This is a genomic window from Streptomyces sp. NPDC001231 (assembly GCF_042896885.1).
Lineage (GTDB): Bacteria > Actinomycetota > Actinomycetes > Streptomycetales > Streptomycetaceae > Streptomyces.
In genome coordinates this window covers 1-14,228 of sequence record NZ_JBIAXS010000035.1, presented here as the reverse complement: position 1 = coordinate 14,228, position 14,228 = coordinate 1, and the positions used below count along the sequence as shown (strand labels likewise).

Annotated in this window: 14 protein-coding genes and 3 pseudogenes; 8 read left to right on the top strand and 9 right to left on the bottom strand. The window is 69.2% G+C overall.

The features are described from left to right. Positions 1 to 97: 97 nt before the first annotated feature. Both ACFY3J_RS32715 and ACFY3J_RS32710 read right to left on the bottom strand, forming a co-directional pair. Positions 98 to 697: a methyltransferase domain-containing protein gene (locus tag ACFY3J_RS32715; protein WP_384183794.1), complete on the bottom strand. Its 600-nt coding sequence runs from the start codon at positions 695 to 697 to the stop codon at positions 98 to 100. Positions 698 to 867: 170 nt separating this feature from the next. Then, positions 868 to 1,296, bottom strand: coding sequence for a PPOX class F420-dependent oxidoreductase (locus ACFY3J_RS32710; RefSeq protein WP_365429205.1), 429 nt, complete (start codon positions 1,294 to 1,296; stop codon positions 868 to 870). A 94-nt stretch (positions 1,297 to 1,390) separates the two neighbouring features. Here ACFY3J_RS32710 and ACFY3J_RS32705 point away from each other — a divergent pair, with 94 nt between their 5' ends. Together ACFY3J_RS32705 and ACFY3J_RS32700 are read left to right on the top strand one after the other, a co-directional pair. Next, complete coding sequence (locus ACFY3J_RS32705) at positions 1,391 to 1,792, top strand: roadblock/LC7 domain-containing protein (protein WP_384183797.1); 402 nt, start codon at positions 1,391 to 1,393, stop codon at positions 1,790 to 1,792. A 139-nt stretch (positions 1,793 to 1,931) separates the two neighbouring features. After that, positions 1,932 to 2,924 (top strand): DUF6397 family protein, encoded by a 993-nt coding sequence (locus ACFY3J_RS32700; RefSeq protein WP_390842338.1) that lies wholly within the window; start codon positions 1,932 to 1,934, stop codon positions 2,922 to 2,924. 64 nt (positions 2,925 to 2,988) lie between these two features. On the opposite strand, the pseudogene ACFY3J_RS32695 reads toward ACFY3J_RS32700, so the two are convergent. Then, positions 2,989 to 3,157, bottom strand: a pseudogene (locus ACFY3J_RS32695) (acyl-CoA thioesterase); the annotation flags it as partial. A 708-nt stretch (positions 3,158 to 3,865) separates the two neighbouring features. Further along, positions 3,866 to 4,099 (bottom strand): annotated as a pseudogene (locus ACFY3J_RS32690) (hydantoinase B/oxoprolinase family protein); the annotation flags it as partial. Positions 4,100 to 4,378: 279 nt separating this feature from the next. Between ACFY3J_RS32690 and ACFY3J_RS32685 the strand changes: the two are divergent. From ACFY3J_RS32685 to ACFY3J_RS32670, 4 genes are all read left to right on the top strand, one after another. Further along, entirely contained in the window at positions 4,379 to 4,990 is a 612-nt protein-coding gene (locus ACFY3J_RS32685; protein WP_390842337.1) for a DUF5994 family protein, read from the top strand. 7 nt (positions 4,991 to 4,997) lie between these two features. Beyond that, positions 4,998 to 5,207 (top strand): hypothetical protein, encoded by a 210-nt coding sequence (locus ACFY3J_RS32680; protein WP_390842336.1) that lies wholly within the window; start codon positions 4,998 to 5,000, stop codon positions 5,205 to 5,207. A 143-nt stretch (positions 5,208 to 5,350) separates the two neighbouring features. After that, positions 5,351 to 5,623, top strand: a complete 273-nt coding sequence (locus tag ACFY3J_RS32675) for a hypothetical protein (protein WP_384183809.1) — start codon at positions 5,351 to 5,353, stop codon at positions 5,621 to 5,623. 169 nt (positions 5,624 to 5,792) lie between these two features. Beyond that, entirely contained in the window at positions 5,793 to 6,200 is a 408-nt protein-coding gene (locus ACFY3J_RS32670) for a DUF5994 family protein (protein ID WP_384183812.1), read from the top strand. 51 nt (positions 6,201 to 6,251) lie between these two features. On the opposite strand, the gene ACFY3J_RS32665 is transcribed toward ACFY3J_RS32670, so the two are convergent. The 3 genes and pseudogenes from ACFY3J_RS32665 to ACFY3J_RS32655 all read right to left on the bottom strand — a co-directional run bounded on the left by ACFY3J_RS32665 (position 6,252) and on the right by ACFY3J_RS32655 (position 10,170). Next, positions 6,252 to 7,520 (bottom strand): ATP-binding protein, encoded by a 1,269-nt coding sequence (locus ACFY3J_RS32665; protein ID WP_390842335.1) that lies wholly within the window; start codon positions 7,518 to 7,520, stop codon positions 6,252 to 6,254. Between the two features lie 79 nt (positions 7,521 to 7,599). Further along, positions 7,600 to 7,752 (bottom strand): annotated as a pseudogene (locus tag ACFY3J_RS32660) (serine/threonine-protein phosphatase); the annotation flags it as partial. Between the two features lie 180 nt (positions 7,753 to 7,932). After that, a complete protein-coding gene (locus ACFY3J_RS32655) occupies positions 7,933 to 10,170 on the bottom strand; it encodes an APC family permease (RefSeq protein ID WP_390842334.1) in 2,238 nt (745 codons plus the stop codon). Positions 10,171 to 10,854: 684 nt separating this feature from the next. Here ACFY3J_RS32655 and ACFY3J_RS32650 point away from each other — a divergent pair. Both ACFY3J_RS32650 and ACFY3J_RS32645 read left to right on the top strand, forming a co-directional pair. Continuing rightward, entirely contained in the window at positions 10,855 to 11,082 is a 228-nt protein-coding gene (locus ACFY3J_RS32650; protein WP_100567418.1) for a hypothetical protein, read from the top strand. A gap of 41 nt (positions 11,083 to 11,123) precedes the next feature. Next, complete coding sequence (locus ACFY3J_RS32645; RefSeq protein ID WP_384180901.1) at positions 11,124 to 12,314, top strand: SPFH domain-containing protein; 1,191 nt, start codon at positions 11,124 to 11,126, stop codon at positions 12,312 to 12,314. Positions 12,315 to 12,382: 68 nt separating this feature from the next. On the opposite strand, the gene ACFY3J_RS32640 is transcribed toward ACFY3J_RS32645, so the two are convergent. Together ACFY3J_RS32640 and ACFY3J_RS32635 are read right to left on the bottom strand one after the other, a co-directional pair. Continuing rightward, positions 12,383 to 12,736 (bottom strand): hypothetical protein, encoded by a 354-nt coding sequence (locus ACFY3J_RS32640; RefSeq protein ID WP_390842333.1) that lies wholly within the window; start codon positions 12,734 to 12,736, stop codon positions 12,383 to 12,385. A gap of 755 nt (positions 12,737 to 13,491) precedes the next feature. Continuing rightward, a complete protein-coding gene (locus ACFY3J_RS32635; RefSeq protein WP_384180895.1) occupies positions 13,492 to 13,818 on the bottom strand; it encodes a GNAT family N-acetyltransferase in 327 nt (108 codons plus the stop codon). Positions 13,819 to 14,228 lie beyond the last annotated feature (410 nt).

The window sequence follows — 14,228 nt, the reverse complement described above, 5'->3', positions numbered from 1 at the left end:
CGCGCACCCTAGTGCGAGTGGAAGGCCGTTGTCACGACTCCCGTGCGCAGCCGGACCTGCGGTTCTCCACTGTGGGGCCCGTACGGTGGGACGGGGGTCAGTCCTCGCGTACGGCCAACGCCAGGAAGCGGGCGTCCTCGTCGACGTAGGAGGTCATGCGCCATCCCGAACGGGAGAGCAGGGGCCGGAGGTTGGGTTCCGCGCGCAGGTCGTCCGACGTGATCTGCCGACCCTGGCGCGCGGCGAGCGCCGCACGGCCGATCGGATGGAACAGCGCCAGGGTGCCACCGGGACGTACGACGCGCCGCAACTCCCGCAGGTTCTCCGCGGGATGAGGCAGGTGCGCGATGAGGCCCGCGGCGAACACGGCATCGAAGGACCCTGACTTGAGCGGCAGCACGCCGACATCGGCGAGCAGTAGCAGTCCTTCCCGCTCCCGCCCGGCCCGTACGGCGGCTTCCAGCATGGCCCACGTCAGATCGGCGCCCACGACGATGCCCGACGCCCCCACTGCGGCGCGCAGTGGGGGCAGGGCGCGCCCGGTGCCGCATCCCGCGTCGAGGACTCGGTCGCCCTCGCGCAGCCCGAGTTCGGCGACCGCGGCCGCGTAGGCGGGGCCGTCGTCCGGGAACCGGCTGTCCCAGTCGGCGGCGCGGGCTGTGAAGAACTCCTGGACGTGTGTGTGGTCGTCGCTCATGTTCCGCATGATCCCTCACCGGGGCCGACGGGCGCCCGGGAAACGGATGCTCGTCCGGCGCGTGGAGTGTGCCGGGTAGATCGCTGGCGCACCACCCGGCTCCGCGACTCCGCGGGCTGAACGGAACCGGCCGCGTACGGCCGGACGGGCGGGAGCCCGCCGGTGGTGGGTCAGTCCGCGACATCCTTCACTGCCAACACCTTGTCGATCCTGACCCGGACCAGGAGTTCGCCCGGTACGCCGTTGCGTGCTCCGAACTCCTCGCCGCGTTCCTCGCCCATGTAACGGCCGCCGATGCGGGTGGCCCACTGCCGGAGCTCGTCGAGGTCCTCCGACAGCCGGGCGCGGCCCTGCAGCACCACGAACGTGAACGGCGGCCGTTCGTCGTCCACGCACAGGGCCACCCGGTCGTCCCGGGCCAGATTGCGCCCTTTCACGGTCTCCTTCCCGGTGTTGAACACCACGTCGTCGCCGTCGAGCAGGAACCAGATCGGCGCGACATGAGGGCTCCCGTCGGCCCGTACGGTCGACAGCTTTCCGGTGCGGGTGCCGTACGAGACGAACGCCCGCCATTCCTCGTCGGTCATCTTGTCTGCCATGCGCCCATCCTCCTTGCCGGGACAGCGGCGGTGGGGAAGGCTGGCGGCAGATCCTCCGGTCAGGGGGGAAGAGATCACACGGGGAGACCGCATCATGGCGCAGAACCAGACACTGAGCTGGCTGCTCGACGATCTGACCCAACGCGTGGAACACGTACGCCACGCCTTAGTCCTGTCCACCGATGGGCTGGTGACGGGGACGAGCACGGGACTGCGACGCGAGGACGCGGAACATCTCGCCGCCGTCTCGTCCGGTCTGCACAGCCTGGCCAAGGGCTCGGGACGCCATTTCGGCGCGGGCGGGGTGCGCCAGACGATGGTCGAGTTCGACGACGCGGTGCTGTTCGTCACGGCCGCAGGCGCGGGCAGCTGCTTGTGCGTCCTCAGCGGAGCGGAGGCCGACATCGGGCAGATCGCCTACGAGATGACTCTTCTCGTCAACCGGGTCGGCGAGCACCTCGACGTGGACGCCCGCCGGCCTGAAGGGACATCGTAGACAGACCTCTGACCTGCGTCCTTCGTCATCCTTTGCGGAGTTATCCACAGGCTCGCGCCGCCGATTCCCGTCACCGGCTACCGTTTTTCGCAGGTGAGCGCAAACGGCGCGATCCCGACACTCCACGGGGGAGACGAGTATGTCCGGCAACACCGCCACACACGAGGTCACGCCAACCGCCCGGACGGCCGCCACCAGGGGCCGAGCGCCCTTCTCGCAGAGCCGGGCGGCCCGCGAACTGGGACTCAAACGCAGCGAGTTCGACTTGGCAGTGCACCTCGGCCACATCCGCACCCGTCCCGCTGAGGCAGGAGGCGGCCGGCATGTCGACCGCGCCGAGGTCGAACGGCTGCGCGGGCAGGAGGGCTTCCCGGAGGCGCTGCGGCAGCGGGTGGCGACCGTGGGCACCGGGGAGGGCTCGGCGATCATGGAGGTGACCGCCGCCCGGTTCACCCGTCTTGCCAGACTGGGCCTCCTGGTTCCGGTCACCTTTCATCTCAACCGGTACCGGGCCGTGGTCTGGCGGTATCTGGCCGACGAACTAAGGGAGTTCGCCGTCGACGCGAAGAACGCCTCGCTACTGAACCGGCCCCTGCCGGAGGCACTGCGGGGCCAACTGGACACCGGCCTGGACCTGCGCCCCCGCAACTGGCGCGGACGGAACCTCGGCTTCCTGCTGCGTCAGGCCGGGGACCCATGGGAGCGGGCAGGCGGCGTGGCCTCGCTGCTCGACCCGGTCCAGATCTCCGAGATCGTCACGGATCCCTACGAGCGCTCCCATCTGAGCCGCTTCCGGCCGCCGCCACCCGTCCATGGCGCACCCGGCTCGCCGGCCGCCCACCTCACCGAGCGGATCACGACGGCGCAGGACCTCGACGAGATCGACCTGCTCCGCACGGACCTGGCACGGGCGGTGCGGGAGGCGCGAGCCCACCGGCCCGCGCCCCGCCCGGCCTCGCGGCACCCTGCCCCACACCCGGGCCAGGACCCACACCGGCAGCTGGACGCACACCCGCACTCGGTACGGCACCGGCGTCCGCCCGCGCCCAGGCACTGCGATCGACTCCGGCAGTCCGAGAACCCCCGGCGGTCACGCGGCCTGCTGGGCAGGCTCTTGCGCAGAGCCACCTGAGCCACGCACGCCGGCCCCGGACTGGTCGGAACGCCCGACGGACCACCGCGGAGAGGGTGTCCGCCTACACCGCGCGGAAAAGCCCTTCCTGGACGACCGACACGAGCAGGCCCCTGAAGGCCGTAGATGCGCCCGCGGGCCAGACCACGGCCGCCCGTCGCGATCGGAGACTCCTGGTCGTACAGGAACCACTCGTCCGCACGGAACGGCCGGTCGAACCACATGGCGTGGGCGGAGATAGAAGCCGCGAGTGCTCGGTGACCTGCATGTTTTTGGTGTAGAGAGTGCTTGGACGCATGCTCAGCACACCATGCGCACAATCGTGCGATGGGTGGTAGCCAGTCCATCCAACAAGTTGCTGTAGGCACGCTGAGTGAATGCCGACGGTTTCCTGCGTGGAGGGGCTCCAGCAGGTTCTTGGTCTGCTGGTGGTACAGCGGCAACGCATCGCTGACCTGCGCACATAGCAGCCATGGACAGCTCGTCGGAGTCGTTGGCCCGGGGGTGGTCCGGATCTTGATTGATGCGGGCCGAGGAACTGCGGCTTGGCTTGGACGGGTCTTCGCCTCCTTCCTTGATGAATGGTCGGCACCGATAAGCGAACCTCTTGCCCGGGGAGGCCGCCCGACAGCATGCAGCGGTCGGCCCCTGCGGCAACCGCTCGAGCTCCCGGCCAGAGAAAGGCACCGGCCAACACCGCCCTTCAAGCTGAAGCTCTCAGGCTGCTGGCGCAGGGCAGCAATCCGCAGGCCGTGGCCGCAGAGCGGTGGCCACCCGCTCTGAGCCATAAGGTCCCACCTGGCACAGGTTGTAGAGACCGTCCAGAAGCGTCCAGCCGGTCCAGGCTGTGAGCAAAGTTGCAGGTCAGAGCCGCGTAGTCCCAGGGGGGCCCGCACCAAAGCCTCGGCGTCGTCGACCATCGTGTGCATCACCGAGAGCACGGTGGACTTGCCGTAGTGGCGGGAGAGTTCGGTGAGCCGCTCGGCCGCGACGTTCAGGGTGGCGATGAAGGCCCGGATGTCGAGGCCCACCTCGTCCGGAAGGAACGACGCCGTGAGGATCATCTCGATTACGTCCTCACGCAGTTCACCGCCGTCGACCAGTTTGACGGCCGGGATGCGCAGACCCTCCTGCCACACCTCGGTGGCCTTGGGCGACCACGAGGCGAAGTCCATGCCGCGTCCGCTGCGTACTGGCCCGCTTGGTCGACGCTGCCCGACGCCCGCGACTGACAGGCATCGGCGGCCTTCCGGCGAGGTCCGCCACCGTTCACTGGGGCGGGCGCGACCGTCGAAGGCGAGAAAATACCTGGTCATGCGCACATTCTTGAGCCAGGGAGCGGAGTAGAGTGAAAAGACCGGGAGTTCTTCGCACACGGATTCCCATGCGGGTGTCGTTCCCGGTGATCAATAACGCCGGGCTGTCGCAGACGAGCCCGGAGGCAGGTCCGCGCCATGACTGTGACCATCGGCCGTACGACATCGAGTGAGCGCGCACCCTCGCCGCCGGCCCGCCTGTCCCTGACACCGGCAAGCCGGGTTCCGGGCCGGCTGGACGGCGCGTGGTGGCCCCGCTCCCGTGACCTCACCCGTGAGCTGCCGCCCCTGGCAGCCGCACTGGACAGCTTGTGGGGCCGGATCACGCGGGTCACGGTGAACCCGGCCCACTGGCCCGTCATCCCGCGCAAGGTGCCCGTCGCAGGGCACACCGTGCGCGTGGGATGGTTCACCGACGAGCAGGATCCGCACAAACTGATCCTCCTTTCCTACACCGTCGGCCGCTGGGACCTGTTGGTGATTCCGCCGGAAACCGGTGCGGCTTCCGCCGCCCGGCTGCTGGCTGCCGCGGCTACCGTGGGCGGCCTTCGTACCGCCGGCGAGCTGATGGCGGACGAGGTCGCGACCGGCGACGGTATCGACGCCCGAGGCCGGGAAGAAGCAGACCGTGTCGATGCCCGAAGCCGGGAAGAAACGTGGGAGAACGATGGCGGGGCAGCGCCATCGTCGCCCCTGGCCCGGCACGTGGGCGGGGCGGGGCGTCCGTCCTCCTCCGGCCGGGGGAGGTGAGAGTGCCATGACCGTCATCGCCGTGGCTGTGTTGCTCCTCGTGATCGCCGTCGGAGTCGCTCTGATCCACCGGCTCAACGCTCAGCACAACGCACGGATCACTGCTTTCCGCTACAGCGATGCCCTGCCGGGGATCGGCTGCCGGACCCGGAGGCACCGCCGGCCGACGGCAGACGGGACCGCCGACACGCCTCGACACGACGGAGAACGCGGATGACATCGGCCTTGGCCCGACTGGGGGCGGTGGGTGTGACGCCGACGCGTCACACCCACCGACACGCCGCCTCGCGCTCGGGCTGCTCCGCTGCCGCCGAGGCCACACCGCGCACACCGGCAGGTAGGGGATGAGGACGGAACGTCATGGCGACACTGCGCGAGCGGAAGACGTACCGCGAGAAGATCATGCGGGCTCTGTACCAGGCCACCGAAGGCGATCGCCTCCTGGGTGTCGATGGGGCGAGGCTCCACAACGACCTCGGTATCCCTGAGCAGGATCTTGCTGCTGCCTGTACGTATTTGGCGGGCGAAGGCTGGGTCGTCGTCGACTGGGCGAGGGGCAATACGCCTGCGATGGTCACGCTGACGCACCAGGGAATCCGACAGATGGAGACAGAAGAGGAAGAGGGCGGCTGAGCCGCCGCTTCGGTTTCCCGCACTGAGGTGAATCTTCGGGAAAATTTCCTTATGTCAGAGCAGTCCCTACGGCGTAACGTGGAACCGGGTCGGCGCACGCTCACGTGCAATGGCCCGGAAGGGCGGCTCCGGCGGGTCTACGCCGGAGCCGTTTTCTTCGTAATGGCGCATGGTGACCGCGATCGCGGGACATCGGTTCCGAGCTTCCCTTCCTTCGCTGATCACCGTGTTGGCCGAGCATCTCGGATTTGTCACCCGTTTTGGTCTGGACGCCGGCGTCTGGGTGGGACTGCCGACCCGGCTGCTGGTCGACGACCGAGTCGTGCGTATCGACTCCTTACCGGTCGGTGACAACACCGTCCTCATCACCCGAGGCGATCGCGACCACTTCTCCCTGCTGGTGGTCCCACCGGACACGCCGCCCGACGCGGCACGCGCCGGATGGCCAGGGCCCTCCGGGCCGACAGCGTCGCCGGGCCCGAACAGATCCTCATCGACACCGGCAGCGACACGCCGCGCCCGCCGACCTGGCACCTCGTTGCCACATACACGCACGAGGGTGTCACCTATGTTCTGAGGCCGGTTGTTCGAGGTCCGGGCGTTGGAGCGCCCCCGTCGTGCCAGGTCGCTAGATGCGGGCGAACCTCTCCGTCTGGTGGGCGAACTCGTGTGCCATGGCGGCGCTGACCGTGGGCTTGGTGTCGCGGATCGTGTCCAGGTAGTCGGCAGTGGTGGGAGCGGTCCGGGTTCCGGTGTCGAAGGTGCGCTCGAACTGGGCCTGGGAGACGGTGCGCGCCGCGTGGGCGATGTCGGCGGGGGTGAACCCCTCGCTGGCGGACGCTAGTGCCGCGCTGTCGGCGTCCGCGCCCGCTCGGGCCAGGTAGCTTTCCCACAAGGCCGTCCTGGCGGTGTGGTCGGGAGGGCCGATCGGCAGCACGTAGTCGAAGCGGCCGTGCCGCAGGAACGCGGAGTCGAGCGTGGTCACGTTGTTCGTGGCGCAGACGAGCAGCCGCCCGTCCTGACGTCGGAACCGGACGATCGCCTTGAGCAGTTCGTTCACGACGCCGACCGCGGTCGCGTCCGCGCCGCCGCGTTCGCCGGCGACCTCCTCGACCTCGTCGATGAAGACCAGGACGTGCTCAAGCCGGGCGATCTCGTCGAAGCGCCGGTTCAGCCCGGTCGCCAGGCCGTACTCGGCGGCCAGACGTGCGGGGAACAGTTCGAGGAAGGGCCATGCCAGGCGGCTGGCGATCGCGTGCGCGAACGTGCTTTTGCCGGTCCCGGGCGGACCGAACAGCATCACCGCTCGCGGCGGCTCCACTCCGTGCTGGGCGGCCAGTCCGGGATGGGCCAGCGGCAGGACCAGGCGCCGCTCGATGAGCTGCTTCTCCCGCTGCATGCCCGCGACCTTCTGCCAAAGTCCCCCGGGCGGCAGCTCCGCTCCGAGCGAGGACAGCGTGCCGGCCGACCGCGGGGTCACCGGCCCGCGCTTTTCGAAGAAGACCAGCCCGGAGCGGGCAGCGAAGTCGCAGTTGCGCAGAGCGGCGGCACCCGTCTCACCCTCCGGCAGGACGGCGTGCACCGCTCGGACACCGTCGGCGAAGAGCCGTTGCTCGAGGGCCGTGATGAGGGCACTGCCCAGCCCGCGCTGCCGCCAGCCGGGCGCCATGCAGATGCGCAGAATCCAAGCCCGGTCGCCCTCCACCCTGCACACCGCGGCGCCGATCAGCACGTCGTCCGCCGTGGCCACCACGGCCGGGTGGAGGGCCTGGAGGGCCGTCACGGCGTCCGCGAGCGGGAAGAGAGGTGGCTCTTCGGTCGTGCCGCTCTGCGCATCGACGCGGACCACCGCCTCGAGGTCGTCCTGGGAGTAGTCCCTGACACGCCAACCCGTCATGATCAGCTCCGCGTGTTCCGTCGTACTCCCATCATCGGCCGCTGCCCGACGTACGCGCACGGCCGGCTCGAATCCCCGGTCAACCGGTGCCGCGCCACTCGACCGGCAGGAGCGTCGCAAGGGAGCGGACCACCGCCCGGACCTCCTGCGCCGTACGGTCGACTTCGTGCTCCTCGACCAGTCCGTCGGTGAAGCACATGATCCGGTCTCCGCGGTCGAGGGCCGCTTCGGAGGTCACGAGGCCGGATCAGCGAAGCGGTCCGAAGTTGTGACGGTTCCCAATCCCAGTCCGTGATCCTCTTCCAACTTGGTTGGCGAGTCGGCCAGTTGGCTTGGAGGGGACTGGTAACAGCCGGCACCTCTTGACGGGCTGCTGAGACACGTAAGGGATTTTCGGGTCTGTGCAGGAGCGCTATACGTGGAAGGGCACGGTGGTGATGACGATTTTGGGGAGGGATCGCAGGGCGCGGCGCAGGCGTGGGGCGGTGCGGCTGTGGAGGAGTTGGTGGCGCCGGTGCCGGGTGATGATCTCGGGGAGGATCACCGTGAGGGTGAGTTCGGGGTGCTGCCGGTGCAGGGCCTCGATGTAGTGGACGAGAGGTGCCACGGTCGCCCGGTAGGGGGAGACCACGATCTCCAGCGGGAGGTGGTCGCCCCACAACGTCCAGTAGGCGCGTACCCGTTCGGCTTCCTGAGGGGTGAGGCTGATGTGGAGGGCGAGCACGGGCTGGCGGAGAGAGGCCGCGTAGGCGAGGGCCCGCATGCCCGCGAGGTCGAGCGTCGCGAGGGCGACGACGGTGAGGTGGCGGATCTCCCCGGGCAGTTCCTCGTTCTCCCCGTTCGTCTCCGGCCGCGCCGCGTGCCGTCGCGGGGCGGGGGCCGCGTACGGCACGGCGGGCTCCGTACCCGGCCCCACGGCGGTGTGCGCGGGCAGTTCGACGGTGTGCGGGCGCAGGCGCAGGCGTGCCCGGACGGTGGCGTAGTGGTGCCGGATCCGCAGCGTCACGAGCAGGAACAGTCCGACGGCGACGATCGCCACCCACGCACCCGACGTGAACTTGCTGATGCCCGCAGTGACGAAGACGACGGCCGACAGGAGGCCGCCCAGGGCGTTCAGGAGCAGGCTCTTGCGCCAGTGCCGGTCGCGCAGCCGCCACCAGTGCACGACCATGCCTGCCTGGGAAAGCGTGAAGGCGAGGAAGACACCGACCGCGTACAACGGGATCAGGGCCGCCGTCTGCCCGTCGAACGCCACGTAGACCAGGGTGGCGGCCACCGAGAGCAGGGTGATTCCGTTGCTGTAGGCCAGCCGGTCGCCCAGCCGCATGAAGACCCGGGGCGCGTAGTCGTCGCGCGCCAGGAGGGACAGGACGCGGGGGAAGTCGTTGTACGCCGTGTTCGCGGCGAGGAGGAGGACGGCCGCGGTGGCGGCCTGGACGAAGACGTACATCCACCCGGAGCCGAAGCCGAAGTGGGCCAGTTGGGAGAGCACCGTCTCCCGGGTACTGGGCACCACGCCGACGAGATGGGTCAGGACGACGATGCCGGCGAACATGGCGATGAGCAGTCCCACCATCCAGGTGAGCGTCGTACGGGCCTGGCGCCACTCCACGGGCTTGAACGCCGGTACCGCGTTGGAGATGGCCTCGATACCGGTCATCGCCGTGGCGCCGGACGAGAACGCCCGCATGATCAGGAAGAGTCCCGCGCTCTCGGTGACCGTGACCGCCGGGGTGGGGCGCGGCCGGAAGTCCTGCCCTGCCGCGTGGACGAGTCCCGAGACGATGAGGGCGAACATGGCGATGATGAAGGCGTAGGTGGGGGCGGCGAAGAGGGCGCCCGCCTGCCGGATGCCGCGCAGGTTTCCGGCGAGGAGAACCACGATCACCCCGACGCCGATGGGCACGGTGTCGGGGGCCAGTGACGGGATCGCCGAGGTGATGGCCGCCACGCCCGAGGCGATCGACACCGCGACGGTGAGGACGTAGTCGGTCATCAGTCCCGCCGCAGCCACCAGACCGGCCACCTGTCCGAGGTTGTCGCCGGCCACGATGTACGAGCCGCCGCCGTGCGGGTAGGCGCGGATGGTCTGACGGTACGACAGCCCGACCGCCAGCATGAGGAACACGATCGCGCCGGAGACCGGGAACGAGTACGCCAGTCCGGCCGTTCCCGCGAGCACGAGGACCGCGAGCATGGCCTCGGGACCGTAGGCGACCGAGGAGAGCGCGTCGGCCGACAGCACGGGCAGAGCCACGAGCTTGCGCATCCGCTCGGACACCAGGGCGGAACTCCTCAGCGGCACCCCCAGGACGAGTCGCCGCGCCCACTCCTCGGCACGACCCAGCCGACCACTGGGCGGTTCCTCCGTGTCGACCTGCTCGCCCGGCGAAGACGCCCCCAAGGGCGAGAGGGGAACCAGGCGCCCGAACCGGGCCGGCCGGAGCTGTGCCGCCGGGGGGAACGCGCCCAGGTCGGGGTCGACGGGCAGGGCGCGACGCCAAGTCTCGGGAGACGCCGACACCCGGCCCCAGGCACGGCCCACCCGGCGCAGGACGCGCAGCTGTTCCTCGTCCAGTTCGGCCAGTTGCGCGGCAGGTCCGGGCGGCCCCGTTGACTCCCCGCCTCGACTACCGTGTGTATCCTTCACGCCGCGCAGTGTGGTCGATCAGTGCTACCCGAGCGGCGATGACATGCCGGTCCGACGTGTGCGACTGTCTCCCTCGAGGTGAATCCGCGGCACGTGCCGCAGCGCTGGAGTGCTACTCCCGCGCCCGCAGCCCTGCCTTCCACGACCTGCGCTCAAAGGGGCGGGCCGTGTGGCGTGTCGTCTTCTGGGCCGGCGGTGCCGGACAGAGCCATGGCCCGTCCCTTTCGGAGCGACCCGCCAGTTTTCCCCGGCGAAAGGGGCCGGCCGTCCCAAGGGTGGCCCCGGTCGCCGGTAGTACGCTGGGAACATCGAGGGTATTCCGCACGTCAGTGCCATGTTGGCGTTGTCGTCGGGGAACGAGAGGCCGGGTGCCCGCACGTAGCACCCGGATGAAGGTTTGCGCCATGAACGACCTTTTCCATACGCCCGCATCCCGTGGAAACAACCGGGCGCTGCGCATGCGAGACGGCCGTACCACCGCCTGATCTGGGCCTTGGTGCCACGCTACACAGACAAGCGACGACCGGACGGCGTGTAGTGGCGTCATGCGGGAGATCCGGTCCGTGAACCACGGTCGCTGACCGCCGTACAGGACGCGTACGACATCTTGGGAGTACGAGGGCGGTGCGGGCCCTGACCTGCAACGCGAAGCCGTAGGGGCGGCCGGGGCGCAGGAGGGACCGGATGACCGACCGAGAAGACGACGAAGACCAGAGCCCTGTGGGGGCGATCGGCCGGGTGACCGTGTCCATCCCTCCGGACGGCCCGGGGGAAGTGCTCGTGGCGGTACGCGGCGGGACCGAGGCATTCGCCGCGTGGTCGCGGCATCCCATACCCAAGCACGAGCGCGTCATTGTCGTGGACCGCACCTCGGCCCGCTCCGTGGTCGTGGAGCAATTTCCCGACCCGTGAATCACGTTTCCGGTGAATCACGACCCCGACAGGAGAATTCCATGCTGTTCTGGCACGTTCCCGCCCCCGACCAGGCAATGCTCATTTCCGGGTCGAAGCGCCGGGCGGAGGACACACAATTCCGGATCGTCACCGGACACGGCAGCTTCGTCTTCCCCGTCAAACAGAAGGCCCGCTTGCTGTCCCTCGCGCTGCGCGAGGCCGAGATCACCGAGGACTGCGTGACCCAGCAGGGCATTCGCCTCAGGGCCCGAGCCGTCGCGGTGTTCAAAGTGGGTGACGACCCCGCGTCCATAGCCAACGCCGCCCGCCGTTTCCTGGCGGAACAGAACGCCATGGAGGAACTCGTGGGCCGGATCTTCGCCGGACACCTGCGCTCCATCATCGGCGGGCTGACGGTCGAACAGATCATCCGCGAACGTGATCGCGTCGCCCAGGAGGTCAAGGAAGCGAGCCACACCGAGATGGAGAAGCTGGGCATCGTCGTCGACGCCTTGCAGATACAGGAGATCGAGGATGTCTCCGGGTACATCGACAACCTGGCCGCCCCGCACGCCGCCGCCGTCGCCAGTCAGGCACGCATCGCGCAGGCCAAGGCCGACCAGGAAGCCGCCGAACGCGAACAGCAGGCCGCAGCGCTGAAAGCCGAGTACGAACGGGACACCGCCATCAAGCGTGCGGGCTTCCTCGCCGAGACCGAGCAGTCCAACGCCCGCGCCGCGCAAGCCGGCCCGCTCGCCCAGGCGAGGGCCACCCAGGAGGTCACAGAGGAGCAGACCGCCCTGGCCCGGCGCCAGGCAGAACTAGCTGCGCAGCGGCTGGAAGCGGAGGTGCGGCGCCCCGCCGACGCGGAGGCCTACCGTCAGCGCACCCTCGCCGAAGCCCACCGCGATCAGGCCAAGTTCGAAGCGGACGGCGCCGCCTACACCGAGCGGACCATCGCGCAGGCACAGGCCGACGCCAACAACGCCCGCGCCGCCTCTCTCAGGGACGGCAACCAGGAACTGATCGCGGCCAACCGTGTCGTGGAAAACCTGCCCGCCCTCGCAGACGCTGCGGCACGCGGTCTCTCGGGCGCCACCCTCACCGTCCTGAACGGCGCGACGGGGGTCAGCGAGGTGGCATCGGGGATCGTCGGCCAGGGAATGGCGATCCTCGACGCGCTCAAGAGGTCGACGACGATGCCACCCGGCGTGAACGGAGACCGGCCTCGGCCCACCGAAAAGGCATGAACGGCACAACCCCACGGCAGCGTGCGCGAAGGTCGCCCACACCGACCGAACCGGACTACAGCCGCGTGTTACCGAGCTGTGCGTGGGGTGGCCGGCGTCGCCGTGGATCGAGCCGCGCGAGTCCGCTCCACCGCGGCGGCGCGCTCGGCGAGTCCCTCCTGGAGCTTTGCGGTGCTTTCCGCCTGGTCGATGAGGCGAAGTGCCTGCTCCCGCCGACGGTGGAGGTCGTCGCGGGCGGGGAGGAACGGCGATACAGCGGGCGAAGTTGCCTTCGTCCAGCGCGGGGCAGCCTTCTCCTCAAGAATTGCCGCCTCTTCGGCCTGCAGTTTGAGCGCGGCCAGTGACTCGTCCAGGTCCTCGATGTAGTTGGTGATCTCTTTGAGACGGGCCTTGGCCGACCGGATCGCGGCCGCAACATTCACGCGGTTGCCCTCGGCCTGGCTGCCGGCGTCCGCGGCCCCTGGGGTGCTCCGTCAGCATCGGTCGGGTCGTGACTGCACTGCCCGCCCGCGGCGGCCGGGGGGCAGACGCTTCAGGCGGGCCGGGCAGGCGTAACGGTCAGGGTCGAAGAGCTGCTGGGCCTCGCCCAGCAGGCCGAGCTTTAGTAGATCGTCCGCGTACTGCGCTCGCAGCGGCATCAAGCCGACGGCCCGGTCTACCTGACCGGGCCTTCATTTTCTCCTGGCTGTTCGTCAGGCATGTCCAGGATGGCCTCTCGGGTGTACCGAGGGCTCCCTGGGGGTGTGGCCACCCTAGGGGCCATGAGTGCGGTGAGGAGCCTGCTCAGGTCATCCGTGGATAGCGCCAGGCCCAGGGTCTGCACGATGCGCAGAGCACAGTCCCGGATGGACTGAGCATCCTTCTCGGGCGCCGCCGTGCTCCTGATCTCGTCACACACTCGGCTGAACTGCTCAGCGCTGATCGTTGGCCGACTTACTTGCGCCATGGTGCGCTCCTCCTGGAAGAGCGGGCCGTTCCACCCGCTCCTCCTGGAAGAGCGGGCCGTTCCACCCGCTCTTCCAGAAAGCGCTGAGCACACGCCAACGGCAACCGGAGAGAGCCGGTGCGCAGGCGCTCGACCAGAGCCGCTCAGACTTCGTTGGCACGCGCTCAAGGTGCGCTGGCACAGGACAACTGCGGCGATCAGGTCCTCCGAGAAAGCAGGGCATCATACCTGCTATTGCATCTGGCGCATGTGCGCTTGTGAGAGGAGGCGGTATACCGTCTGCGGCTCGCCGTACTCGACCACCTCAGCGCCTGCAACCATGCCAATCGCCTCCAGTAGGCGCCGCGAGCCCGTGTTCGCGCTCTGCGTCACCGCCACCACTGGATTCCCGCCAGGTAGATCGCGAGCCCATTCCACCGCGGCAGCGACAGCTTCTCGGCCCAGGCCCCGCCCCCACCAATCCGGTAGGAACGTGTACGAGACCTCCGTGCCGCCTCGGGCCGAGTCCGGCTCGATGGTGACCATTCCGACGGGCTGTTCTTTCGGGCGGTCCTTCACGGTGAACGCCCCCCGGCGTCCCGGGGAGCCCCCGATGCCGGACTGCGATTTCGTCCTCGGTCACCGGGCCTCCAAGGAAGCGGCGTACGCGCTGGTCCTGCCACACGACCAGCTGTCCGCCTGCGACCGGAGCGCTCCGGTGCGGCAGGCGATGAATCCGTTCTTCCCGATGGCGCCCGTCCGAATCGGAACCGCTCGTGGCCGGAGACCGGATCCTGGCTCCTCTGCACGCCTCGCCCCGTGCCCTGGTCCGTCAGAACACCCGCTGCGCGGTCTGGGGGCGCCTTGCACAACGCCGGAGTTGAGACCCTGCTTTTAGAGGTCATCTCATTTGGCGAGTCGGCGGTAGCAGATGAGGGTGCAGGCGATGCTGGTGAAGGCAAGGAAGTGCTCTGCCTTGCGTTCGTAGC

Bases quoted from the DNA above. Each gene is read 5' to 3' on its own strand.
- ACFY3J_RS32715 (WP_384183794.1), bottom strand. From the start codon at position 697: ATGAGCGACGACCACACACACGTCCAGGAGTTCTTCACAGCCCGCGCC.
- ACFY3J_RS32710 (WP_365429205.1), bottom strand. From the start codon at position 1,296: ATGGCAGACAAGATGACCGACGAGGAATGGCGGGCGTTCGTCTCGTAC.
- ACFY3J_RS32705 (WP_384183797.1), top strand. From the start codon at position 1,391: ATGGCGCAGAACCAGACACTGAGCTGGCTGCTCGACGATCTGACCCAA.
- ACFY3J_RS32700 (WP_390842338.1), top strand. From the start codon at position 1,932: ATGTCCGGCAACACCGCCACACACGAGGTCACGCCAACCGCCCGGACG.
- ACFY3J_RS32685 (WP_390842337.1), top strand. From the start codon at position 4,379: ATGACTGTGACCATCGGCCGTACGACATCGAGTGAGCGCGCACCCTCG.
- ACFY3J_RS32680 (WP_390842336.1), top strand. From the start codon at position 4,998: ATGACCGTCATCGCCGTGGCTGTGTTGCTCCTCGTGATCGCCGTCGGA.
- ACFY3J_RS32675 (WP_384183809.1), top strand. From the start codon at position 5,351: ATGGCGACACTGCGCGAGCGGAAGACGTACCGCGAGAAGATCATGCGG.
- ACFY3J_RS32670 (WP_384183812.1), top strand. From the start codon at position 5,793: ATGGTGACCGCGATCGCGGGACATCGGTTCCGAGCTTCCCTTCCTTCG.
- ACFY3J_RS32665 (WP_390842335.1), bottom strand. From the start codon at position 7,520: ATGACGGGTTGGCGTGTCAGGGACTACTCCCAGGACGACCTCGAGGCG.
- ACFY3J_RS32650 (WP_100567418.1), top strand. From the start codon at position 10,855: ATGACCGACCGAGAAGACGACGAAGACCAGAGCCCTGTGGGGGCGATC.
- ACFY3J_RS32645 (WP_384180901.1), top strand. From the start codon at position 11,124: ATGCTGTTCTGGCACGTTCCCGCCCCCGACCAGGCAATGCTCATTTCC.